The following is a 22,081-nucleotide window of genomic DNA, read 5'->3' on the forward strand; positions in this document are numbered from 1 at the left end:
TCTCCGTTGCTTTCAGTGACCGCCGATGTGGTCTACCGCATCAGGTTTGTCATGCACGCCAAACCGATCCACAATCGTGGCACTGGCCTCATTCAGGCCGATGACCTCAACCGCTGTACCCTCCCGGCGGAACTTGATGACGACCTTATCCAGAGCACCCACGGCGGTGATATCCCAGAAGTGGGCGCGACTCAGGTCAATCACCACCCTATCAAGCGCTTCCCTGAAATCAAAGCCCGCAGCAAACTTGTCCGCAGAACTGAAAAACACCTGGCCCACCACCTCGTAGCGACGCTCTTCGCCATCGGCGCTCAGCACGCTGCCGATATGCAGGTAATGACCAATCTTGTTGGCGAAAAACATTGCCGCCAGCAGCACGCCGACAAACACGCCATAGGCCAGGTTATGGGTCGCCACCACCACTGATACGGTGGCCAGCATGACCAGGTTGGTCGACAACGGATGGTGACGCAGGTTGCGGATCGAATCCCAGCTGAAGGTGCCGATCGAGACCATGATCATCACCGCCACCAGCGCCGCCATGGGAATCTGCCCGACCCAGTCGCTGGCAAACACCACCAGCACCAGCAGCACACTGCCGGCCACAAAGCACGACAGGCGGGTGCGACCACCGGATTTCACGTTGATCACCGACTGACCGATCATGGCGCAGCCCGCCATGCCGCCAAGCAGGCCCGATGCGATATTCGCTACACCCTGGCCCTTGCACTCACGGTTCTTGTCACTGCTGGTATCGGTCAGATCGTCGACAATCGTGGCAGTCATCATCGACTCAAGCAGCCCAACCACCGCCATCGCGGCAGAGTACGGCAGAATGATCATCAGCGTATCGAGGTTGAGTGGCACGTCCGGCCAGAGGAAGACCGGCAGGGTATCGGGCAACTCGCCCATATCACTGACAGTGCGAATATCCAGCCCGAGATAGATCGATACAGCGGTCAGCAACAGAATGCACACCAGTGGCGAGGGAATAACCTTGCCGACGCCCGGCAGCAAGGGGAACAGATAGATGATACCCAGGCCGGCGGCAGTCATGGCGTAAACGTGCCAGGTTACGCCAGTCAGCTCGGGCAGCTGGGCCATAAAAATCAGGATCGCCAGCGCGTTGACAAACCCGGTCACCACCGAGCGCGAAACGAAGCGCATCAGCGAGCCGAGCCGCAGATAACCGGCGCCGATCTGCAGCACACCGCACAACACGGAAGCGGCCAGCAGGTACTCCAGGCCGTGCTCGCGAACCAGGGTAACCATCAGCAATGCCATCGCCCCGGTTGCCGCCGAAATCATGCCGGGACGACCGCCGGTAAATGCGATCACCACCGCAATACAAAAAGAGGCATACAGGCCAACCTTGGGATCCACTCCGGCGATGATGGAGAAGGCGATGGCCTCAGGGATCAGCGCCAGGGCAACGACCAGGCCGGACAGCAGGTCGCCGCGCACGTTGGAGAACCATTCGCGGCGCAGGGTTTCGATGACAGTCATGGGCAGGCAAACCTGTTTTCAATTCAGAAGACGACACCGCAGCATCGTCAGGGTGCGGGGCCCCTGTTCACATGCGGCAACACAATGTCACATGCCCCGCGAAATCGCCGAAGGCGCGCGGGCAAGGAAGCAGGGTCAATAGAGGCCTCGAACTCTAGCATAAATGCCGGCATACGGCCCAGAGTGTGTAAAAACACTTTCGCATCTTGGGTGCCTCAGCCCAGTGCTCCTGGGCGAGGCGGTTTCCCAAGCAAATAGCCGCGATCAGCGCCAATAGCGCGTCAGAGCGTTTATGAAGCGCTTTGGCACCTCTTGGAGCAGCAAAAGCTGGGGCTTTTTACGCCGTCATCGCCTTCAACAGGCCTTCGGTGCCGATGATTTTCATCACCCGTTTCAAGTTGTAGGCGAGCACATTCAAGCTCATCTCCGTACTCACCCCGTTCAGCTTTCGGGTCAGGAAGTGCGTTGCGCCCATCCATTGTTTGAGCGTGCCGAAGGGATGCTCAACAGTCCGTTTTCGAACCCGCATCATATCCGGTGCTTGGTTCAACCGGCGCTGCATTTCCTCCAGCACTGCTTCATGCTCCCAGCGCCTTACTCGACGATTTGTGCTTGGTGTGCACTGGGTTTTCAGCGCACAACTCTGGCACTTAGAACTCCAGTAACAGTGCATATTCATGCCTTTCTCAACGCTGGAGAATCGCCAGATCAGGGCCTCTCCCGCCGGGCAGGTGTATTCGTTTTTCGTCGCGTCATACACGAAGGCATCTTTGTTGAATCGGCCTTCTGCTTTAGCACTGGAGGTCATCGGCTTCGGCACGTAGGCGGTGATGTTTGCGTCGTGACAGGCCAGGATTTCCTCGCCTTTGAAGTAGCCTCGGTCGGCGACTACCGACAACGTTTCTGCGCCGATAGCTTCACGTGCTTGCTTCGCCATTGAACTGAGTTGGTCACGGTCGGAACCGCTGTTGGTGACCTCGTGAGCAACGATCAAATGGTGCTGCGTATCGACCGCCGTCTGCACGTTGTAGCCGACGATACCGCTGCCGCGCGTCATCATCGAGCGGGCATCCGGGTCGGTCAGCGAAACCTGTTTATCTGGCGACTCGTTGAGCTGAGTTTCGATCTCCTGAAGCTCTTTCATCTGCGCTCTGAGCTTGGTTATTTTCTCTTCCAAGCTCGCAGTGTCTGGCGCAGAGGCGCTAGGAATCTGCCGATCAGCCGCATCGAGCGCGGCCAAATAGCGGCTGATGCTCGCCTCGATTTCTTCCATGCGCCGCTTCAGTTTGGCGCTGGTGAAATTGCGGTCACGGTTGTTCACTGCCTTGAATTTGCTGCCGTCGATGGCAACCAGGTTTTCGCCAAACAACCCCAACTGCTGGCAGAGCAAAACGAACTGGCGGCAGACGCCGCGAATGGCCTTGCTGTTGTCTTTTCGGAAGTTGGCGATGGTCTTGAAATCGGGCATCAAACGCCCGGTTAGCCACATGAGTTCGACGTTGCGCTGGGCTTCTCGCTCAAGACGTCGGCTCGATTGAATGCGGTTCAAGTAGCCGTAGATATAAATCTTCAGGAGGATCGCAGGGTGGTAGGCAGGTCTGCCGGTTTCGGCTGGAATGACCCCATCAAAACCTAGTTTGGCCAAGTCGAGTTCATCGACGAAAACGTCGACTACCCGAACCGGATTGGTATCGCTGACATAGTCGTCGAGGCTTTCGGGAAGTAAGGTGCTTTGACCTCGGTGTTCACCCTGGATAAACCGTTTCATGGGCTTCCCTTGCGATGAGATTTTCAGAAATCATAGCAAGGGTTCACCGGGGCGTTTTTACACACTCTGGGCCATTTGCCGCCCTTGCCGAGTCGCGCGTCACCTGTCATTGTCGGGTTTTGCTGCCGGAACCTTTCCAGTAAGACAACCTCGAAAAGCTCAAGGACGGGGCTTGTAAAGCACCCGACAGCCCAGACAAGAATCCAGAGAATCTGCATGCCAACACCCCTCAGCCGCAAGGCCCGCCTCCATCTGATCACCTCGTTCAGCCTTATCTGGCTCACCGCCTGCGCAGACGCACCCAGCGCCGCGCTCGCGCAAGCGGCACCGACCCAGCCGCCCGCCGCAGCCGTTGCGCCGGCAGCGGTGCCGGCACAAGCGCCCAAACCGCAGACATTCGCCCAATGGCGAGACAGCTTTCGCCAGGAGGCACTGGACAAGGGTATCGACGCCGAACTCTTTGACCGCGCCTTCGCAGGCGTCACCCCGGATGAAGATGTCATCAGGGCGGACCGCAGCCAGCCCGAGTTCTCCCGGCCAGTGTGGGCCTATCTCGACAGCGCCATGTCCAGCCAGCGGGTATCGACCGGCCGCAGTCGCCTGGCCGCCCAACGCGAGACGCTGAATGCCATCGAACAGCGCTACGGGGTAGACCGGCACATTCTGGCCGCCATCTGGGGGCTGGAGAGCAACTACGGCCAGAACATGGGAAACCGCCCGGTTATTCGCTCGTTGGCCACCCTGGCCCACGAGGGCCGACGCCCGCGCTTTGCCCACGATCAGTTACTGGCAGCACTGGATATCCTGCAGCACCGCGACATCGAACCGGCAGGCATGCTTGGGTCATGGGCAGGTGCCATGGGGCAGACCCAGTTTATTCCCACCACCTACAACCAGTACGCAGTGGATTTCGATGGCAATGGCAAACGTGATATCTGGAACTCACCAGCCGACGCCCTGGCCTCGGCTGCGCATTACCTGCAGCAATCCGGCTGGCGCTCCGGCCAATCCTGGGGCCAGGAAGTGCTGCTGCCAGCCAACTTCGATTATGCCCAGGCCGACCCGGCGGTGAAGAAGACCGTTGCCGAATGGCAAGCGCTGGGCGTCACCACCCCCGGAGGCCAGCGCCTTGCCGATAATCTGGCTGACCAGCGCGCCGCGCTGCTGCTGCCCGCCGGTCATCGTGGCCCCGCCTTCCTGCTGCTGCACAACTTCAGCACCATCATGCGCTACAACAACTCGTCGAGTTATGCACTGGCCATCGGCCTGCTGTCCGAGCGGTTTCAGGGTGGCGGACGGATCGTCGCCGACTGGCCGACCGATGACCGCCCACTGTCACGCAGTGAGCGCATCGAACTGCAGACCCTGCTGACCGAGAAAAGCCTGGAGCCGGGCGGCATCGACGGCATTATCGGCGCCAATACCCGGCGCGCCATTCGCAGCTTCCAGCAGCAACAGGGCTGGCCGGCCGACGGTTACGCCTCGGTCGAGCTGCTCGAGGCGTTGCGCCGGCCATGATCGTCAGCGCGCAGCTCAGCGCTGCGCGCGCTTGTGCCACTGTGGTAGAATTTGCGACGGCCACAAGCCGACCCGTGCCTATTTCAGCACCCTACGGAGCCTCTACCAGGAGCCCTGCCGATCATGTCCGACACCCCGCAGAAGTCCGTTGCCAGCGGCGAAAAGTTTCGCAACGCCCAGGGCATTGCCGCCATCAAGGATGGCCAGAAACGTCGCGCCAACACTGAACCCCAGGTGTTTTCGCCAAAGCCCAAGTGGTTGCGGGTCAAGGCACCGGGCGGTGACCGTTTTGAGGCAGTCAAACGTAATGTCAGCGAACATCGCCTGAGCACGGTCTGCCAGGAATCCCATTGCCCCAATATGGGCGAGTGCTGGTCCAACGGCACCGCCACCATCATGCTCATGGGATCGGTCTGCACCCGCGCCTGCCGCTTCTGCGCGGTGGACACCGGCAACCCGAACGGCTGGCTGGACAAGGAAGAACCGGAGAACACCGCGAAATCCGTCGAGCTGATGGCCCTGCGCTATATCGTGCTGACCTCGGTCGACCGGGACGATCTGGACGACGGCGGCGCAGCCCATTACGCCGCCTGCGTGCGCGCGATCAAGGCACGCACGCCCCAGGTGGTCGTCGAGGCCCTTACGCCTGACTTTGACGGCGAGCTGAGCGCGATTGAAGCGGTCGTTGATTCAGGCCTGGAAGTCTTCGCCCAGAACGTCGAAACCGTCGAACGCCTGACCCACGAGGTACGCGACCCGCGCGCCGGATACCGCAAGACCCTGGACGTGCTGGCCCACGCCAAGAAGCACCGTCCGCAGGTGCTGACAAAGACCAGCCTGATGGTCGGTCTGGGTGAAACCGACGACGAAATTCTGGAGACCTTCAAGGACCTGCGCGAAATCGGCGTGGATATCGTTACCCTTGGCCAGTACCTGCAGCCGACCCGCAATCACTTGGCGGTACAACGCTGGGTCAGCCCTGAAGAGTTCAACCGCTATCGCGAGATCGGTCTGGAGATGGGCTTTATGGAAGTGGCCGCCGGCCCGCTGGTGCGCTCCAGCTACCGAGCCGACAGGGTATTCGAGAAGAACAACCTGGGCCTGGCCACGCCTGCGCCAGTGCCGGGCCAGGCAGTCGACGCCAGCCTGATTCCGACCCTGAATCTGAGCTGAAACCGAGCCGGGCGCAGACGCGCCCGAACAACTCTACTCTGCGAAGTATCCAAGGCGCTTGCGTAGCGCCGTTGCCAGCTGCTCCTCGACCAGAAGCATATCCACCGGCCCCTCCACGTGCTCAGTCAGCTGGGTCATGCGCAGACCGGCGTAGCCACACGGGTTGATCCGCCGAAACGGCTCCAGATCCATATCCAGATTCAGTGCCAGCCCGTGGAACGAGCAGCCGCGGCGTACCCGCAGCCCCAGCGAGGCAATCTTGTCTGCACCAACATAAACACCCGGCGCATCCGCACGCGGCGCCGCCTCGACGCCATGCAGCGCCAGCACGTCGACCAGGCTCTGCTCCATGGCAGTCACAAGGTCGCGCACGCCCAGGTTCTTGCGGCGCAGATCCAGCATCAGATAGGCCACCAGCTGCCCCGGGCCATGATAGGTCACCTGACCACCACGCTCGACCTTGATGACCGGAATATCACCGGGCGCCAGCACATGTTCAGCCTTGCCCGCCTGCCCCTGGGTAAATACCCGGGGGTGCTGCAGCAGCCAGATTTCGTCGGGAGTATCGGCGCCACGCTCCTCGGTTAGCCGGCGCATGGCATCAAGGGTGGGCTGATAGTCCACCAGCCCGAGGCGGCGAATGACCAGCCCGGAAGGACCTGCCATCAAAGCACCATATGCACGCGACCGGTGGCCTTGAGGTCACGATGCAGTGCTTCGAGCTGCTCCTGACCAGTGGCCGTGATGACCACCCGCAGTGACAGAAAACGACCGTTCTTGCTGTCCCTGATCTCGACCGTGGTGGTATCGATGCCGGGGGCGTGTTTCTCCACCACCTCGCAGATCACCTCGGCAAAGTCGTCACCGGCAGTCCCGATCACCTTGATCGGGTACTGACAGGGAAATTCGATTTTTGGAGCCTGAGGCTCGGTTACATCGGCCATATGCGGCCTCCTCAATCAAACAGGCCGTAGAAGAACAGACGAATACTGTCCCACAGACGACCAAACAAACCGCCCTCTTCAACCGCAGTGAGTGCAACCAGAGGCGCCTTGTGAACAACCTCTTCACCGAGCTTCACCTCGACTTCACCCAACACGTCTCCCACCTGAATGGGGGCAATGAGCGGCTTATTCAAGCTCAGGCTGGCCTCCAGCTTGTCTGCCTGGCCCTTCGGCAGCGTCAGCATCAGACCGTCCTGCAGCCCCAGCTGCACGGAGCTCTGCGCGCCTTTCCAGACCCGTTCATCGGCCAGAACCTGACCCGGCTGATAGAAGGTTTTGGTTTCAAAGAAGCGGAAGCCCCAGGTAAGCAACTTCTGGGTTTCTGCGGCCCGGGCCGCCTCGCTCGTGGTGCCCATCACCACCGAGATCAGACGCATGTCATCGCGCTTGGCCGACGCTACCAGACAGAAACCCGCCTCGTCGGTGTGACCGGTCTTCAGGCCATCCACCGTACTGTCGCGCCAGAGCATCAGGTTGCGGTTGGGCTGACGGATATCATTCCAGACGAACTCCTTCTCACCGTAGATCGCATAGTGGGATTTCGGATCATCCCGAATGATCGCCTGCGCAAGAATCGCCAGATCACGGGCCGAGGCATAGTGATCCTCGGCCGGCCAGCCGGTCGCGTTGACGAAGTGCGTGTTGGTCATGCCAAGCCGCTGCGCTTGCGCATTCATCAGGTCGGCAAAGGCATCCTCGCTGCCGGCAACGTGCTCGGCCAAAGCAATACTGGCATCGTTGCCGGACTGGATAATGACGCCGCGCAGCAGGTCGATTACCGATACCTCGGTACCGACGCGGATGAACATTTTCGAACCACCCATGCGCCAGGCCTTCTCGCTGACCAGCACCGGATCATTCTCGCCGATCTGGCCGCGCTTGATTTCCTGACTGACGATATAGCTGGTCATCATCTTGGTCAGGCTGGCCGGCGGCAGGGGAGTATCGGCATTATGCTCCACCAGCACGGCGCCACTGTTGGCATCAATCAGCAGATAGCTGGTCGCTGCCAGCTCCGGCGCAGTCGGCACGATCGGCGCAGCCGCCGACGGCGCATTCAGGGTCGGGCGGGCCGGCGTCTGTGCCTGAGCGGTCAGCGTCAGAGCCGCGACGGAGGTAATCAGCAGGGTCGAAATCAGTTTTTTCAACATGGTGCTCACAATCAATGGTGGGTTGCGTTTACGCGGGTACTAAAATCAGTTGGAAGTGACCAATGCAGGCGTCCCCAGGTTGGCTACGCGCAGGGTTTCCATCATCCGTCGAGCCTCGTCCTGAGTATTCAGCGGCCCCACCCTGACACGATGCAGGGTACGGGAATCAATCTGTACCGGGCTGACCCGGACATTGCTGCCAACCAGGCCCATCACGCGCTGACGCAGCGCCTGTGCGGCCTGATCGGATGAAAATGCACCAACCTGAAGATAATACCCCCCGGCCTGCACGTTCTCGACCGGCTCTGGCGGCAGCGCGGCCATGACCGGTGCCGCGGCAACGGCCTCTCGGGTCACCAGATAGTCAGGGTTGTTCTGTTGCTGCCAGGCCACCGGATCAATGCCTTCGACCCGCACCCTGGCCGTACCCTGATCAGCAAACCCCAGTTTTTTTGCTGCGGCGAAGGACAGGTCGATAATCCGGTCCGAATAGAAGGGCCCACGGTCATTGACCCGGACAATCACCTTACGCTGATTATCAAGGTTGGTGACCTGAACGTAGGTCGGCAACGGCAAGGTCTTGTGTGCGGCAGACATCCCATACAGATCGTATACCTCGCCATTGGCGGTGTGCTGACCGTGGAACTTGGTGCCGTACCAGGACGCTGTGCCCTCCTCCCGATAGCTGCGGCCATCCTGCATCGGATGGTAACGCTGGCCAAGGACCGTGTAGGGCGACGCCTTGAATGCCCCGGTGTGCGGCGTCGGCACCGCATCCGGAATCAGCGATACATCCTGCATATAGCTGGGTGGCCCGTCACGCAGCGGCCGGCTGTCGGCCGGCGCGCCCGCAGCGGCGCCAGGGCTGGTCGAGGGTCCGCTCTGCGGATTGGATGAGCAGGCAGCGAGCGCGGCCAGAGCGCCGAGCAGCACATAACGCATGGATGACAGGACATTCGGCATCATTCGGGCCTGGCCTCACGTAACAGGTCTGCGAGTTGATGTACCACCATGGCATACATGACGCTGCGATTGTAGCGGGTGATGACGTACAGGTTGTTCAGACCCACCCAGTACTGCATTCGTTCCCCGGCGTCGAACTCGAAAGCCATGACCTGCTCATCGTCTGCCAGGGTGGCCTGCGGTGTCCAGCCCAGTGCCTTGAGTTCGCCAACACTCTGCCGCGCTTCCAGGCCCTTGGGCTCGGTCAACCCGTCCCGGTAGCGGTCGCCGCTGACCTGTGCCTCGATGGCGACCCGGGCGCCGTGTGTCCAGCCGTGCTGGTGGAAATAGTTGGCAACACTGCCGATCGCATCAACCGGGTTGTTCCAGATATCAACCTTGCCGTCGCCATCAAAGTCGACGGCATAGGCCTGGTAGCTGGACGGGATGAACTGGCCGAAACCCATCGCACCCGCGTACGACCCCTTGAGGGTCAGCGGGTCGATCTGCTGCTCACGGGTCAGCACCATGTAGCTCATCAACTGCTTGCGGAAAAAGTCGGCACGCGGCGGGTAGTCGAACCCCAGGGTCGCTAGCGCATCGAGGACGCGATACGAGCCCATGTTGCGGCCGTAGAAGGTCTCGACGCCGATGATAGCCAGAATCACCTCCGGCTCTACACCGTACTCCCGCTCGGCCCGCGCGAGCGTATCGGCATGTTCTGCCCAGAACGCCAGCCCACGCTCGATGCGCTGATCGGTAATGAAGATAGCGCGGTACTCATGCCAGGGTTTGACCCGCTCGGCCGGACGCGAGATCGCCTTGATGATGTTGTCCTGGTGCACCGCCTGATCCAGCAGTGCCTGCACGTGCTCGGCACTGAAGCCGTGCTCACTCTGCATCTGCCGCACAAAATCCGGTACCCCCGGATGATCAGGGCCATAGTCCCCCGCCTGCAAGGCGGCAGCGCCAGTGGCAAGCAGCGCGGCAGCCAGCGCCGTGGAGCAGGTACGCAACGCCGCGCCCAAACGGGCACGCCGGAAAAACGAAGATACGATCAATTTTGTGCCATCCATTTCTTGTGCGTCTGGATCGACATGAGGATTCCGAATCCGAGTAACAGGGTCACCAGCGAGGTTCCCCCGTAGCTGATAAACGGCAGCGGCACCCCCACCACCGGCAGCAGGCCGCTGACCATGCCGATGTTGACGAAGACATATACGAAAAAGGTCAACGTAATACTGCCCGCCAGCAGTTTGCAGAAAGCATCCTGGGCTTGCAACGTGATCACCATGCCACGGGCGATAACCAGCAGATAGACCCCCAGCAGCAGGCAGACACCCACCATGCCGAACTCCTCGGCCAGTACCGCGATGATGAAATCGGTATGCCCTTCTGGCAGAAAATCGAGATGAGACTGGGTGCCCTGCAGCCAGCCTTTGCCGAACACCCCGCCCGAGCCAATGGCCGCCTTGGACTGGATGATGTTCCAGCCGGAACCCAGCGGATCACTCTCCGGGTTGAGGAAGGTCAGCACGCGCTGCTTCTGGTAGCCATGCATGACGAAGTACCACATACCGGCCGCCGCCGGAGCCAGCGCCAGCAGGGCACCGATAATGTAGCGCCAGCGCAGGCCGGCCAGCAACAGGGCAAAAATGCCGGATGCGGCGATGAGCAAAGAGGTACCGAGATCAGGCTGCTTGAGAATCAGCAAGGTCGGCACAAATATGATCGCCAGGGTGACCACCACCTGCTTGAAGCTCGGCGGCAGATTACGCCGTCCGAGGTACCAGGCGACGCTCATCGGCATGACCAGCTTCATGATTTCCGACGGTTGGAAACGTGTCACCCCGGGGATCGTCAACCAGCGCTGAGCGCCCTTTGCCTCGGTACCCACCAGCAGTACGGCCAGCAACAGCAGCGCACCGCCTATGTAGGCAACCGGCACCCAGCGCTGCATAAAACGCGGCTGGAACTGCGCCACTACGATCATCGCCGAGATACCTACTGCGAAATACGCCATCTGTCGCACTACCATCGGCATGCTCTTGCCACTGGCGGAATAGAGAACAAAGGCATCCACCGTTGCCAGCGCAAGAATAAGCAGCAAGAGCCAAGGATCGACGTGAATGCGCATCCAGATCGACTCGCGCCGCCGAAGACCATGACTGGAAACCGGAATCGACTTCATTGTCCATTCTCCTGAGATTCGGCGTGCCCCTGCTGCTGCTCGGCCTCAAGGCGCGGCACTACCCAGGCGTCAAACACAGCCCTCACCACAGGACCGGCAACCCGGCCGCCCCCCTCACCGTTCTCGACCAGGGCAGCAACCGCGATCATGGGGTTCTCGGTCGGTGCAAAACCGACAAACAGGGCATGGTCGCGATGCCGCTCGCGCAGCGCAGCGGAGTCGTACCGCTCACCCTGGGCAATCGCTACCACCTGAGCAGTACCGCTCTTGCCTGCCATGTTGTAGGTCGCGCCTGCGGCTGCAGCCCTCGCAGTTCCATGGGGCGACTGCATGACATCCTGCATGGCCTGGGTAATGAAATCCCAGTCTGCGGGGTTGCGCAGCTGAATATTCGGCGGGGTCTCGGATTCGTCCGGCAGCACGCCTTCGGCGTTCTTCAACAGCCGCGGGCGGTGCCAGACACCGCGACTGGCAATCAATGCAGTGGACTGGGCCAGCTGCAGCGGAGTAGCCAGCATGTACCCCTGGCCAATGCCGGCAATCAGGGTTTCCCCCGGATACCAGGGCTGGCGGTACTTGGTGCGTTTCCAGCTACTGGACGGCATGAGCCCGGCAGCCTCTTCGTACATGTCGATCGATACACGCTGACCGATCCCGAACTGACTCATGAAATCGTGCATCCGATCAATGCCCAGCTTGTTGGCCAGATCGTAAAAGTAGGTATCGTTGGAACGGGCAATGGCATAGGACATATCAACCCAGCCGTCCCCTGAGCGATTCCAGTTGCGGTATTTGTGGCTGACATTGGGCAGTTGATAAAAGCCAGGGTCATAGACCCGACTGGTACGGGTTACCACACCCGCATCCAGACCCGCCAGCGCAACAATCGGCTTGATCGTCGAGCCTGGCGGATACTGGCCCCGCAGCACCCGGTTGAACAGCGGCTGGTCGAGCGAATCACGCAAGGCGCCGTAATCGGCATAGCTGATGCCGGTCACGAACAGATTGGGGTCAAAACCGGGCTTGCTGACAAAGGCCAGCACCCCGCCGGTGGCAGGATCGATAGCCACTACCGCGCCGCGGCGATCACCCAGCGCCTCCTCAGCTACCTGCTGAAGCTTGACGTCCAGCTCCAGAGTCAGATCGCGGCCGGGAATCGGGTCGGTACGATTGAGCACCCGCAGCACGCGGCCGCGGGCATTGGTTTCCACCTCCTCATAGCCGACGGTGCCGTGCAGCAGCTGCTCGTAATACCGTTCGATACCGGTTTTGCCGATGTAGTGGGTGCCGGCATAGGCGACCGGATCAATTGACTTGAGCTCCTGCTCGTTGATGCGGCCAACATAACCCAGAGCATGGGCAAAGTGATCGGCGAAGGGGTAATAGCGCACGAAGCTCGCCTGAACGTCGACGCCGGGCAGGCGGAACTGGTTGATCGCAATACGCGCAATCTGTTCCTGGGTCAGCTCGAACATCACCGGCACCGACTCGAACGGGCGACGAGCCTGCGACAGCCGGCGCTCTGCCTGCGCCGCGTCCTCCTCGCTGAGTTCGAGCAGGGACTTGAGCAGCTCGAAGGTGGCCGGCAGATCCTCAACCCGGTCACGGGTAATAGTCAGGCTGAAGCTGGGCCGATTCTCCGCCAGCACCACCCCGTTACGGTCGTAGATACGACCGCGAGTCGGCGGAATGGGCTGAACATGGACCCGGTTGTTCTCGGACAGCGTCGAGTGATACTCGTACTGGGTCACCTGCAGGTAATACATGCGCGCAACCAGCGCGCCAACCAGCCCCAGAATGAACACCGCAGCCAGAATCAGGCGACGCTGGACGATACGGGCATCATGGTTATGATCTTTCAGGTGAATCGGCTTGGCCATGAATCACTTGTGATAGGGATGACGATTGAGAATGGTCCAGGCCCGGTACAGCTGCTCCGCCAGCAGGATACGCACCAACGGATGCGGCAACGTCAGCGGCGACAACGACCAGCGCTGATCGCTGCGTGCGGCAACCTCTTCGGCCAGCCCCTCGGGGCCGCCCACCATGAGGTTCACGTTGCGCGCATCCAGCCGCCAGCTCTCGAGCTGCTCCGCCAGCGTCTCGGTAGACCAGGCGCGACCATTGACCTCCAGAGTCACGATACGTTCCCCCGGTTGCACCGCAGCCAGCATCTGCTCACCCTCACGGCGCATCAGGCGTGCCACGTCGGCATTCTTGCCGCGGGTCGTCAACGGGATCTCGACCAGCTCCAGAGGCAAGTCAGGCGGCATGCGCTTGGCGTACTCCTGATAGCCGTCCTCGACCCAGCGCGGCATGCGTGAGGCCACGCTGATCAGGCGAATGCGCAAGGTCGATTACTCCGTCGGCTGGTGCTGTGCCCGACGTGACTCGGCGCTCTGCCACAGGCGCTCAAGGTCATAGAACTCGCGGGTAGCCGGCTGCATGATGTGCACGACCACATCGGCCAGATCGACCAGCACCCACTCGCCAGACTCCTTGCCCTCAACGCCCATCGGTTGACGGCCGGCATCCTTGGCCTTCTCCACGACGTTGTCTGCCAGCGCCTTGACCTGACGGTTGGAGCTGCCGCTGGCGATAATCATGTAGTCGGTAACGCTGGTGTGTTCGCGCACATCGATCTTGACGATGTCCTTGGCCTTCAGCTCTTCGAGCGCGTCGACCACCAACTGAACCAGTTCTTCAATCTGCATGTAGATTTTCAATCCTTAGTAGAGGGCCGATACAGCCCTTCGTTTTCAATATAGTCAAGCACCGCATCCGGCAACAGAAAACGCGGCGACGCGCCGCTGCCTACCAACGTGCGAATATGGGTTGCCGAGATTGCCAGCGGCGTCTGCGACAGGCAGATGATCTGCCCGTGGCTGCGCTCGGGCTGGTCTGCGCTGCGCGCGGCCAGCAAATCCTTGAGCACCTCCGGCACTTCGAGGTCGTAATCAGGGCGCTGCAGCACAACCAGATTGGCCAACTCCAGCAGCGACTCCCAGCGGTGCCAGCTCGGCAGTCCGCAGAAGGCATCCCAGCCCAGCACCATGAACAGAGCCACGTCCGATCCCAGTTCCTGGCGCAGCGATTCCAGTGTTTCTACCGTATAGGACGGGCGTTCACGCTGCAGCTCCCGATCATCCACCTGCAGACCGCCACCCTGCCCCAGCGCCAGCTCCACCATCCGCAACCGCTGTGCAGCTGTGGCTCCCGGCATTCCGCGGTGTGGTGGACGGGCACTCGGTATCAGCCTCAGCTCATCCAGCTGCAGCTGCTCGCACACTTCAACCGCACTGCGCAAATGCCCGAAATGCACCGGATCAAAGGTGCCGCCAAGCAGGCCGACACGGCGCATCAATAACGGCTCACTGACGGATATGGCCGTCACCGAACACCACGTACTTTTCGCTGGTCAACCCTTCCAGGCCAACCGGACCGCGAGCGTGAATCTTGTCGGTGGAAATACCGATCTCCGCACCCAGACCATACTCGAAGCCATCGGCAAAGCGGGTCGAGGCGTTGATCATCACCGAACTGGAATCCACTTCGGCAATGAACCGACGGGCACGGGTGTAATCTTCCGAGACCATCGCATCGGTGTGCTGCGAACTGTAGATGTTGATGTGCTCAATCGCGGCGTCCATGTCGGCAACGATGCGGATCGACAGAATCGGCGCCAGATACTCGGTTGACCAGTCTTCTTCGGTCGCGGCTACCGCCTCCGGCAGCAGCGCGCAGGTCGCCGGGCAGCCACGCAGCTCAACGCCCTTGGCGGCATAGAGCGGGGCAACACGTGTGAGGAACGACTCGGCGACGGCTTCGTTAACGAGCAGCGTCTCCATCGCGTTGCACACGCCATAGCGGTGGGTCTTGGCGTTGATGACGATGGCCTCGGCCTTGTCGAAATCGGCGCGGTCATCAACGTAGACGTGGCAGATGCCGTCCAGGTGCTTGATCACCGGCACACGCGCGTCCTTGCTGATGCGCTCGATCAGGCCCTTGCCGCCGCGCGGCACGATCACGTCAACGTATTCGGGCATGGTGATCAACGCACCCACGGCGGCGCGATCGGTGGTTTCCACCACCTGCACGACCTCGTTGGGCAGACCCGCTGCCGCCAGCCCTTCACGCAGGCACTCGGCGATCGCTCGGTTGGAATGGATGGACTCGGAACCACCACGCAGAATGCAGGCATTGCCGGACTTGAGGCACAGACTGGCAGCCTCGACGGTCACGTTCGGACGCGACTCATAGATGATGCCGATCACACCGAGCGGCACGCGCATCTTGCCAACCTGGATGCCCGAAGGCAGAAACTTCATGTCGCGAATGGCGCCCACCGGGTCGGGAAGTGCCGCCACCTGGCGCAAGCCTTCGACCATAGCGGCCAGACGGGCCGGCGTGAGCGCCAGACGGTCGAGCATCGCCTCATCAAGGCCGTTGTCGCGGCCGGCCTGCAGGTCCAGCTCATTGGCTGCAACCAGACGCTCGGCGGCCGCTTCAATCGCCTCGGCGGTAGCCAGCAGGGCAGCATTCTTGACGGCGGTCGGGGTGCGGGCAATCACTCGCGAGGCCTTGCGGGCCTTCTGCCCCAGCTCGGTCATGTATACCGCTACCTGTTCAACGCTCATGCTGTCACCTGCCCCTGTCTGGCCAAATGCGGCATTATAGCGGGCTCGCCATTGGCTTGACAGCGCCGCCTGCGGTCGCTGTGCAATTCAATGTGTCATGCAACCCCTGCTACCATGATCCCATGCCCGATACCCGTACCAACCGTCCCTCTCCGACCCCGTTGCCAGAGCGGTTCTTTCAGCGCGACGCACGCGAACTGGCGGTTGCGCTGTTGGGCAAGGTCATTCGCCGACGGCTCGGCGACCAGTGGCTGGCCGCCCGCATCATCGAGACCGAGGCCTACCTGCTGGAGGAGCGCGGCAGTCACGCTTCGCTGGGGTTCACCCAGGCCAGGCGCGCCCTGTTCATGGACCCTGGCACCATTTACATGTACTACGCCCGTGGCGGCGACTCGATGAATTGCAGCGCGCTGGGCGAAGGCTGTGGCGTACTGATCAAATCAGCGCATCCGGTCATCGATGCCATCAGCCCGCCAAGCAGCCTCACGCGCATGCAACAACTCAACCCGCAGCGCAATGGCCAGCCACGCCGTCCCGAGCGCCTGTGCGCCGGACAGACGCTGCTGTGCCGCTCGCTGGCCATTCGGGTACCGGAATGGAACGCCCGCAGGTTCGATGCACACTGGCTGCTGATTGAGGATGACGGCTACCGCCCCGAGCAGGTGATTCAGGCTCCTCGCCTCGGCATTCCGAGCGGCCGCGATGAACATCTGCCGTATCGCTGGGTAGACGCTGCCTATGCCCCGCACTGCACCCGCAACCCGCTGGGGCGCAGCCGACTGCCCGGCCGCGACTATCGGACAATGGATCATGCACAGGCTCTGGCCAACGCCAGCGCGAGCACAGGGGATGTGACATGCTGAGTTCCCTCACGGACTGGCTGGCAAGCCACCAGCAGTGGCTCGGCATTGCCATTTTCCTGGTCTCGCTCACCGAATCGCTGGCGGTAGCCGGACTGGTGGTGCCTGGCGTCTTCCTGCTGTTCGCCATTTCCGCACTGGCAGCGGGCGCCGGCGTATCACTGACCGAGGCCGTCATCTGGGCCTTTGCCGGAGCCGTGCTGGGCGACTTGCTCAGCTTTGCCCTGGGCCGCTGGTTTCATCAGGACATTCGCCGCCTCCCGCTGTTCCGGCGCAATCCGCAGTGGATTGACCAGGGGGAACGCTTTTTCCGCCGCTACGGCTGGCTAAGCGTGGTACTTGGCCGCTTTATCGGCCCGCTGCGCCCGATCATCCCGATGATCGCCGGCATGTTCGACATGCCTGCCTGGCGCTTTATCGCCATCAACGTTCTTTCGGCTCTGGCCTGGGCGCCTGCTTACCTTATTCCCGGCTACACCGCAGGGCAGGCAGCAAGCTGGGCCGTCCCCCCACTGTTCTGGGGCCAGGCGCTGAACCTGGCCGCCGGCGCCGCGATTGTGCTGGGCGGTAGCCTTTACCTGTTGCGCTGGCAGCGCCGCTGGAGCCCGCTGGCAGCTGCCGGCCTGTGCCTGCTGGCACTGCTGGTGCTGATCCTGCAGCAGCACACACTGGATGTATTCAGCGCCACTCTGGTTGCCAGCCGGGAGCACCTGCAGCTGCCTGGCCTGCCAGCGCTTGCCCGGCCACAGCCGGAGGTGCTGCTGCTGGCCCTGCCGATCCCCCTGAGCCTGCTGCTGGCCCGGCAATGGGGCGCGTGCTGGCTGCTTCTGCTCGCCCTGACGCTGACCCTTGCTCTGAGCTGGCTGGCCGAGCTGTCCACGGCCAGCAGCATTGCCGCCCTGATCACGGCCATGCTGGGAGTCAGCATCGTGCTTTGCAACCGGGGGCAGGGATTCTGGACCCGGGTCAGCTGGTTACTCTATCCGTTGCCACTGCTGGCGCTGCTCGACAGCAACCTGCTGCTGCAACAGGTTGCCGATCCGATGGCGCTGCTGAGCAGCCTGCTGTGCGCCAGCAGTGCAGTGCTGCTGTCCAGCTGGCTGGTCCAGCGCGCCAGCCCGCTGGCACCAATGCCGCCCCTGGCAAGACTGCTGGTCGCATCCTGGCCTTATCTGATCGCATGCTGGTTGCTGCTGACGGCACCGTAGCCTTTATGCCTGCATTTGCGCCAGCCAGTCACCAATCTGATCAAGCCGCTCCAATGGCGGCGTCATTGCCAGCAACGAGGTCTTCTGTTCCATGCTGAGCGGCAGCAGATAGCCCAGCTGCCAGGCCAGCGCCTGCTGACTCCCGGCAACCGCCGGCATCTGCAGATTGCTGACCAGCGGGTGTTCCAGCAAAGCCGCGTGCAACGCCAGCAACTCGTCGTGCTCGGCCTCCAGCGGCGCATCGAGGGCCTCCGGCAACCACTGTGCTTCAGCACATACCAAGCCATCGGCGGCCACCTCGACCTGCGCAAGCCGAGCCCGGCGGTGCCCCTCGACACGAATCCCCAACAGGCCGTTGTCGCGCTGCTGCCAGTCAATAATCCGCGCCTCGCAGCCAATGGCGCTGAAACGCAGGTTGCTCGAACCCACCTCAGAACCTTCCTCAAGCCCGACGACAACGAAACCCTGCTGCTGACGAAAGCAGCGGCTGACCATATCGAGATAGCGCGCTTCAAATATCTGCAAATCCAGATAACAGCCCGGCATCAACACGGTCTTCAGCGGAAAAAGCGCGACCTGCTCGCTCACAACATCCCCCTTGCCATCAACTGCGACACGACATAGCCTGCCGACAGGTGGTCGAATCATTCAGCAAACCTATGGAAGCCCGGCTTGCATTGACCGCCGCCCGCCCCACTTGCAACCATGCCTGCGAGCATTATTTTCCTGCGGCAGGGTAGCAACAATGCCACGGGCACGCACACCCTCACAATAAGAGTCACGGAGAGCACGATGAAAGCCATTCCCGTTTCTGAACTTACGTCCCTGATCGGCAAGGATATGGGCCATTCTGACTGGCTGCAGATCGACCAGGAGCGCGTCAACCAGTTCGCCGAGTGCACTGGCGACCACCAGTTCATCCACATTGATGAAGAAAAGGCCAAGCAGACCCCGTTTGGCGGCACCATCGCTCACGGCTTCCTGTCACTGTCGCTGCTGCCGGCCCTGTCAGCCGGCCTGATGCCGCGTCCGGAAGGCCTGAAAATGGCCGTCAACTACGGTATGGACAGCCTGCGCTTCATCCAGCCGGTGCGCGTGGGTTCGCGCGTTCGTCTGCACACCACCATTCTCGACGTGACTGAGAAGAACCCGGGACAGTGGCTGATGAAAGCCCGCAACACGCTGGAAATTGAAGGCGTCGACAAGCCCGCGTTCATCTCCGAAGGCCTGTCGCTGTACTTCGTCTGATTCAGACAAGTGCTGCAACCCGCGACCCACGACAGCTGGGTCGCGGGTCGCGGGCTACTCTCCCCAGCGCGGGATAAGTGCCTGCTCCATCCCCAACTGCCCCAGAATCCGCGCCACCACAAAATCGATCAGATCATCAATCGACTGCGGCTTGTGATAAAAGCCGGGACTGGCCGGCATGATGACCGCCCCCATCTGACTGAGCTTGAGCATGTTTTCCAGATGAATGCTGGAGAACGGCGTCTCGCGTGGTACCAGAATCAGTTTGCGCCGCTCCTTCAGCGCCACATCCGCCGCCCGCTCGATCAGGTTGTTGCTGGCTCCGGTTGCAATCGCCGACAGCGTGCCGGTCGAACAGGGACACACCACCATCGCCGCTGGCGCGCCGCTGCCCGAAGCCACCGGCGCCATCCAGTCCTGCTTGCCATACACCCGGATCTGCCCTTCGGCCGCCTTGAACTGCGCGGTCAGGTATTGCTCCAGTGCCTGCGGCTTGGGCGGCAACCGCCACTCGGTTTCCGTTGCCGCGACCAGCTGCGCTGCCTGCGAAATCAGAAACGACACTTCTACCCCGGCCTCGACCAGGCAGCCAAGCAGCCGCATCGCATACTGCACGCCCGAGGCACCGGTTACCGCCAGCGTAACTCGCTCAACCATGGCGCGCCTCCAGGGCCTGAATCAGGCGCTGATGAATACCACCAAAGCCACCGTTACTCATCACCACTACCCGTGTTTGCGGGGTCGCCGCAGCGACCACCTGCTCGACAATGGCATCCAGATCACTGGCCACCTGCGCAGGTACAGGGCTATCTGCAACTACACTCTCAAGCGACCAGTCCAGCCCTGCCGGCTGATACCAGAACACCTGCGAGGCATCACAAACGCTGGCCGGCAACGCAGCCATGTGACTACCCAGACGCATGGTATTGGAGCGCGGTTCAATTACCGCAATCAACGGCGCGTCACCGATCTGCGCCCGAATACCGGCCAGCGTGGTCGCAATCGCCGTTGGGTGATGGGCAAAGTCATCGTAGACGCTGATGCCATTGATCTCGGCCAGCTTCTCCATGCGCCGCTTGGCATTGCGGAACCCGCCAAGCGAAGCGATACCCTGCGCCGGCGTCACGCCAACGTGACGCGCGGCCGCAAGCGCCGATAGCGCGTTGGCAACGCTATGCTGGCCGGTCTGCTGCCATTCGGCGACGCCCTGCAGCTCCCCATCGAGCCAGACTTCAAAGCGCGAGCCGTCGTCACTCAGCAGCCGGGCCTGCCAGTTGCCGCCCTCGCCGGTGGTCTGGCACGGGGTCCAGCAGCCCATCTTGATCACGCGCTGCAACGCCTCATCCTGGACCGGATGAATGATCAAGCCGGTAGCCGGAACCGTACGCACCAGATGGTGGAACTGCCGCTCGATGGCGGCCAGGTCCGGGAAGATATCCGCGTGATCAAACTCAAGGTTGTTCAGCACCGCCGTGCGTGGACGGTAGTGCACGAACTTGGAGCGCTTGTCGAAAAAGGCGCTGTCGTACTCGTCCGCCTCGACGACGAAGAACGGCGTGCCCCCCAGGCGCGCGGAAATCCCGAAGTTCTGCGGCACCCCGCCGATGAGAAAGCCGGGCGACATGCCGGCGTCTTCCAGCAGCCAGGCCAGCAGACTGGAGGTCGAGGTTTTGCCGTGGGTGCCGGCTACCGCCAGTACCCAGCGATCCTGCAACACATGCCGCGCCAGCCATTCGGGGCCGGACATGTAGGGCATGCCCTGATCCAGCATGTACTCCACCGCCGGGTTGCCGCGGGCCATGGCATTGCCGACGATGACCATGTCCGGGGCCGGCTGCAGATGCTCGGGACTGTACCCCTCCTGCAAGGCAATACCCTGTTCGCTGAGCTGGGTACTCATCGGCGGATAGACATTGGCGTCCGAGCCGCTGACCTGATGGCCCAGTTCGCGTGCCAGCAACGCCAGCGACCCCATGAACGTACCGCAGATGCCGAGAATGTGGAGATGCATGAAATGTCCTTGTCACAATCGAATGGCTACAGCTTACGCTGAAAGCTGAAAGCTGAAAGCTGAAAGCTGAAAGCTGAAAGCTGAAAGCTGAAAGCTGAAAGCTGAAAGCTGAAAGCGCAACAGCATGGCGACGGCCGGCAGTATGTCAAGCATCGGAACCACCTGAACGCCTGCCGCCGCGCGACAGCGCTCCAAAAGCCGGCCGACACAACGCGTCTGTGCGCCCGCAAGCACCGCATCCCAGCTTTTTTAGGGGCCTGCGATTGCAGATTCAAAAGTACTGATGCACGATGCTGTTAATGACCACCCAAAACCTGCCAGCCACTTAATGACCATAATTGGAGCACTCGTATGCGCATAGTCCAGGCTGATATCGATCGACTCGACGAGGTGACGCCGCTCTTTATCAAGTACCGCGAGTTCTACGGCCAGCCGCCGCTGCCCGAGGCATCGCGCCGCTTCCTCGAAGCGCGGCTGGTACACGAACAGGCCATCATTCTGATCGCCGAGGATGAAGACAGCGGCAAGGCCCTCGGCTTTTGCCAGTTCATTCCCAGTTTCTCGGCCCTGACGCTTGCGGCCAGCTGGGTCCTCAAAGGCATCTACGTCACCGAGGAGGCGCGTCGTCAACTGGTTGCCGACAAGCTGATCAATCACGCCAAGAACATGGCGCGCGAGGCCGGGGTCAAGCGAATGACCGTGATGACCGGCGAGGAAAACGTGGCTGCACAAAGTCTGTATCGCTCGCTGGGCTTCTCCAACGACCACGATTTCATGTACTTCGCACTGAAACTCTGACGCCCTGCGCCGCCGCGCCGATGCACGCGTGGCGGCGCTTGTGTGCCCATTTCCCGACAGCCGTGG

The 22,081-nt window shown here is 61.6% G+C and carries 22 protein-coding genes; 6 read left to right on the top strand and 16 right to left on the bottom strand.

The window, feature by feature from the left end:
- Nucleotides 1–12 precede the first annotated feature (12 nt).
- Together ACZ5WQ_RS09095 and ACZ5WQ_RS09100 are read right to left on the bottom strand one after the other, a co-directional pair.
- Nucleotides 13–1,506: a SulP family inorganic anion transporter gene (locus ACZ5WQ_RS09095; RefSeq protein ID WP_228245257.1), complete on the bottom strand. Its 1,494-nt coding sequence runs from the start codon at nucleotides 1,504–1,506 to the stop codon at nucleotides 13–15.
- A gap of 337 nt (nucleotides 1,507–1,843) precedes the next feature.
- A complete protein-coding gene (locus ACZ5WQ_RS09100; RefSeq protein ID WP_042858281.1) occupies nucleotides 1,844–3,274 on the bottom strand; it encodes an IS1182 family transposase in 1,431 nt (476 codons plus the stop codon).
- A 216-nt stretch (nucleotides 3,275–3,490) separates the two neighbouring features.
- Here ACZ5WQ_RS09100 and ACZ5WQ_RS09105 point away from each other — a divergent pair, with 216 nt between their 5' ends.
- Both ACZ5WQ_RS09105 and lipA read left to right on the top strand, forming a co-directional pair.
- Nucleotides 3,491–4,792, top strand: coding sequence for a lytic murein transglycosylase (locus ACZ5WQ_RS09105; RefSeq protein WP_269686914.1), 1,302 nt, complete (start codon nucleotides 3,491–3,493; stop codon nucleotides 4,790–4,792).
- Nucleotides 4,793–4,915: 123 nt separating this feature from the next.
- Entirely contained in the window at nucleotides 4,916–5,965 is a 1,050-nt protein-coding gene (gene lipA, locus ACZ5WQ_RS09110; RefSeq protein WP_233048316.1) for a lipoyl synthase, read from the top strand.
- Between the two features lie 33 nt (nucleotides 5,966–5,998).
- Here the strand turns inward: lipA and lipB are convergent, their stop codons facing one another.
- From lipB to ACZ5WQ_RS09165, 11 genes are read right to left on the bottom strand one after another with little or no spacing between them, the layout of a single operon-like run.
- Nucleotides 5,999–6,631, bottom strand: a complete 633-nt coding sequence (lipB, locus tag ACZ5WQ_RS09115; protein ID WP_269686912.1) for a lipoyl(octanoyl) transferase LipB — start codon at nucleotides 6,629–6,631, stop codon at nucleotides 5,999–6,001.
- A complete protein-coding gene (locus ACZ5WQ_RS09120) occupies nucleotides 6,631–6,909 on the bottom strand; it encodes an HP0495 family protein (RefSeq protein ID WP_228245250.1) in 279 nt (92 codons plus the stop codon). The genes lipB and ACZ5WQ_RS09120 overlap by 1 nt, the downstream gene beginning before the upstream one ends.
- Before the next feature lie 11 nt (nucleotides 6,910–6,920).
- Nucleotides 6,921–8,120 (bottom strand): D-alanyl-D-alanine carboxypeptidase family protein, encoded by a 1,200-nt coding sequence (locus ACZ5WQ_RS09125; RefSeq protein WP_228245249.1) that lies wholly within the window; start codon nucleotides 8,118–8,120, stop codon nucleotides 6,921–6,923.
- Between the two features lie 45 nt (nucleotides 8,121–8,165).
- Nucleotides 8,166–9,083, bottom strand: a complete 918-nt coding sequence (locus ACZ5WQ_RS09130) for a septal ring lytic transglycosylase RlpA family protein (RefSeq protein WP_464383640.1) — start codon at nucleotides 9,081–9,083, stop codon at nucleotides 8,166–8,168.
- Nucleotides 9,083–10,123, bottom strand: a complete 1,041-nt coding sequence (gene mltB, locus ACZ5WQ_RS09135; protein WP_373314995.1) for a lytic murein transglycosylase B — start codon at nucleotides 10,121–10,123, stop codon at nucleotides 9,083–9,085. Before mltB ends, ACZ5WQ_RS09130 begins: the two co-directional genes overlap by 1 nt.
- On the bottom strand, nucleotides 10,120–11,253 hold the full coding sequence (gene rodA, locus ACZ5WQ_RS09140) for a rod shape-determining protein RodA (protein WP_228245246.1): 1,134 nt from the start codon (nucleotides 11,251–11,253) through the stop codon (nucleotides 10,120–10,122). The genes mltB and rodA overlap by 4 nt, the downstream gene beginning before the upstream one ends.
- The gene (gene mrdA, locus ACZ5WQ_RS09145; RefSeq protein ID WP_228245245.1) at nucleotides 11,250–13,133 is read right to left on the bottom strand and encodes a penicillin-binding protein 2; all 1,884 of its coding nucleotides are present in this window, start codon (nucleotides 13,131–13,133) and stop codon (nucleotides 11,250–11,252) included. Before mrdA ends, rodA begins: the two co-directional genes overlap by 4 nt.
- 3 nt (nucleotides 13,134–13,136) lie before the next feature.
- A complete protein-coding gene (rlmH, locus tag ACZ5WQ_RS09150; protein WP_228245243.1) occupies nucleotides 13,137–13,604 on the bottom strand; it encodes a 23S rRNA (pseudouridine(1915)-N(3))-methyltransferase RlmH in 468 nt (155 codons plus the stop codon).
- A 6-nt stretch (nucleotides 13,605–13,610) separates the two neighbouring features.
- Nucleotides 13,611–13,967 (bottom strand): ribosome silencing factor, encoded by a 357-nt coding sequence (gene rsfS / locus ACZ5WQ_RS09155; protein WP_088273476.1) that lies wholly within the window; start codon nucleotides 13,965–13,967, stop codon nucleotides 13,611–13,613.
- A gap of 8 nt (nucleotides 13,968–13,975) precedes the next feature.
- Nucleotides 13,976–14,614 carry a nicotinate-nucleotide adenylyltransferase gene (gene nadD, locus ACZ5WQ_RS09160; RefSeq protein ID WP_228245242.1) on the bottom strand — a complete coding sequence of 213 codons (639 nt, stop codon included), beginning with the start codon at nucleotides 14,612–14,614 and terminating at the stop codon, nucleotides 13,976–13,978.
- A gap of 10 nt (nucleotides 14,615–14,624) precedes the next feature.
- Nucleotides 14,625–15,890, bottom strand: a complete 1,266-nt coding sequence (locus ACZ5WQ_RS09165; RefSeq protein ID WP_285676418.1) for a glutamate-5-semialdehyde dehydrogenase — start codon at nucleotides 15,888–15,890, stop codon at nucleotides 14,625–14,627.
- 92 nt (nucleotides 15,891–15,982) lie between these two features.
- Between ACZ5WQ_RS09165 and ACZ5WQ_RS09170 the strand changes: the two genes are divergently transcribed.
- Both ACZ5WQ_RS09170 and ACZ5WQ_RS09175 read left to right on the top strand, forming a co-directional pair.
- Complete coding sequence (locus tag ACZ5WQ_RS09170; protein ID WP_464382205.1) at nucleotides 15,983–16,753, top strand: DNA-3-methyladenine glycosylase; 771 nt, start codon at nucleotides 15,983–15,985, stop codon at nucleotides 16,751–16,753.
- Nucleotides 16,747–17,958, top strand: a complete 1,212-nt coding sequence (locus ACZ5WQ_RS09175; protein WP_228245238.1) for a DedA family protein — start codon at nucleotides 16,747–16,749, stop codon at nucleotides 17,956–17,958. Before ACZ5WQ_RS09170 ends, ACZ5WQ_RS09175 begins: the two co-directional genes overlap by 7 nt.
- 3 nt (nucleotides 17,959–17,961) lie before the next feature.
- Here the strand turns inward: ACZ5WQ_RS09175 and ACZ5WQ_RS09180 are convergent, their stop codons facing one another.
- Complete coding sequence (locus ACZ5WQ_RS09180; protein WP_269688687.1) at nucleotides 17,962–18,504, bottom strand: LON peptidase substrate-binding domain-containing protein; 543 nt, start codon at nucleotides 18,502–18,504, stop codon at nucleotides 17,962–17,964.
- Nucleotides 18,505–18,750: 246 nt separating this feature from the next.
- Here ACZ5WQ_RS09180 and ACZ5WQ_RS09185 point away from each other — a divergent pair, with 246 nt between their 5' ends.
- On the top strand, nucleotides 18,751–19,206 hold the full coding sequence (locus ACZ5WQ_RS09185) for a MaoC family dehydratase (RefSeq protein WP_088273471.1): 456 nt from the start codon (nucleotides 18,751–18,753) through the stop codon (nucleotides 19,204–19,206).
- A 54-nt stretch (nucleotides 19,207–19,260) separates the two neighbouring features.
- Here ACZ5WQ_RS09185 and ACZ5WQ_RS09190 read toward each other — a convergent pair whose 3' ends face one another.
- Together ACZ5WQ_RS09190 and mpl are read right to left on the bottom strand one after the other, a co-directional pair.
- Nucleotides 19,261–19,863: a flavin prenyltransferase UbiX gene (locus ACZ5WQ_RS09190; protein WP_233048320.1), complete on the bottom strand. Its 603-nt coding sequence runs from the start codon at nucleotides 19,861–19,863 to the stop codon at nucleotides 19,261–19,263.
- A complete protein-coding gene (gene mpl, locus ACZ5WQ_RS09195; RefSeq protein ID WP_464382206.1) occupies nucleotides 19,856–21,217 on the bottom strand; it encodes a UDP-N-acetylmuramate:L-alanyl-gamma-D-glutamyl-meso-diaminopimelate ligase in 1,362 nt (453 codons plus the stop codon). The genes ACZ5WQ_RS09190 and mpl overlap by 8 nt, the downstream gene beginning before the upstream one ends.
- Nucleotides 21,218–21,568: 351 nt before the next feature.
- On the opposite strand from mpl, the gene ACZ5WQ_RS09200 reads away from it, so the two are divergent.
- Entirely contained in the window at nucleotides 21,569–22,015 is a 447-nt protein-coding gene (locus tag ACZ5WQ_RS09200; RefSeq protein WP_088273468.1) for a GNAT family N-acetyltransferase, read from the top strand.
- The last annotated feature ends 66 nt before the right edge of the window (nucleotides 22,016–22,081 follow it).

It is taken from the genome of Halopseudomonas sp. T1L2 (assembly GCF_055397385.1).

Excerpts from the sequence above, each read along its gene's own strand:
- nadD (WP_228245242.1), bottom strand. The coding sequence starts at position 14,614 with ATGCGCCGTGTCGGCCTGCTTGGCGGCACCTTTGATCCGGTGCATTTC.
- ACZ5WQ_RS09175 (WP_228245238.1), top strand. The coding sequence starts at position 16,747 with ATGCTGAGTTCCCTCACGGACTGGCTGGCAAGCCACCAGCAGTGGCTC.
- ACZ5WQ_RS09200 (WP_088273468.1), top strand. The coding sequence starts at position 21,569 with ATGCGCATAGTCCAGGCTGATATCGATCGACTCGACGAGGTGACGCCG.
- lipA (WP_233048316.1), top strand. The coding sequence starts at position 4,916 with ATGTCCGACACCCCGCAGAAGTCCGTTGCCAGCGGCGAAAAGTTTCGC.
- ACZ5WQ_RS09190 (WP_233048320.1), bottom strand. The coding sequence starts at position 19,863 with ATGGTTGAGCGAGTTACGCTGGCGGTAACCGGTGCCTCGGGCGTGCAG.
- rsfS (WP_088273476.1), bottom strand. The coding sequence starts at position 13,967 with ATGCAGATTGAAGAACTGGTTCAGTTGGTGGTCGACGCGCTCGAAGAG.
- ACZ5WQ_RS09185 (WP_088273471.1), top strand. The coding sequence starts at position 18,751 with ATGAAAGCCATTCCCGTTTCTGAACTTACGTCCCTGATCGGCAAGGAT.
- lipB (WP_269686912.1), bottom strand. The coding sequence starts at position 6,631 with ATGGCAGGTCCTTCCGGGCTGGTCATTCGCCGCCTCGGGCTGGTGGAC.
- ACZ5WQ_RS09165 (WP_285676418.1), bottom strand. The coding sequence starts at position 15,890 with ATGAGCGTTGAACAGGTAGCGGTATACATGACCGAGCTGGGGCAGAAG.
- ACZ5WQ_RS09105 (WP_269686914.1), top strand. The coding sequence starts at position 3,491 with ATGCCAACACCCCTCAGCCGCAAGGCCCGCCTCCATCTGATCACCTCG.
- ACZ5WQ_RS09120 (WP_228245250.1), bottom strand. The coding sequence starts at position 6,909 with ATGGCCGATGTAACCGAGCCTCAGGCTCCAAAAATCGAATTTCCCTGT.
- ACZ5WQ_RS09095 (WP_228245257.1), bottom strand. The coding sequence starts at position 1,506 with ATGACTGTCATCGAAACCCTGCGCCGCGAATGGTTCTCCAACGTGCGC.
- ACZ5WQ_RS09180 (WP_269688687.1), bottom strand. The coding sequence starts at position 18,504 with ATGCCGGGCTGTTATCTGGATTTGCAGATATTTGAAGCGCGCTATCTC.
- ACZ5WQ_RS09125 (WP_228245249.1), bottom strand. The coding sequence starts at position 8,120 with ATGTTGAAAAAACTGATTTCGACCCTGCTGATTACCTCCGTCGCGGCT.
- rodA (WP_228245246.1), bottom strand. The coding sequence starts at position 11,253 with ATGAAGTCGATTCCGGTTTCCAGTCATGGTCTTCGGCGGCGCGAGTCG.
- mrdA (WP_228245245.1), bottom strand. The coding sequence starts at position 13,133 with ATGGCCAAGCCGATTCACCTGAAAGATCATAACCATGATGCCCGTATC.
- mpl (WP_464382206.1), bottom strand. The coding sequence starts at position 21,217 with ATGCATCTCCACATTCTCGGCATCTGCGGTACGTTCATGGGGTCGCTG.
- ACZ5WQ_RS09130 (WP_464383640.1), bottom strand. The coding sequence starts at position 9,083 with ATGCCGAATGTCCTGTCATCCATGCGTTATGTGCTGCTCGGCGCTCTG.
- ACZ5WQ_RS09100 (WP_042858281.1), bottom strand. The coding sequence starts at position 3,274 with ATGAAACGGTTTATCCAGGGTGAACACCGAGGTCAAAGCACCTTACTT.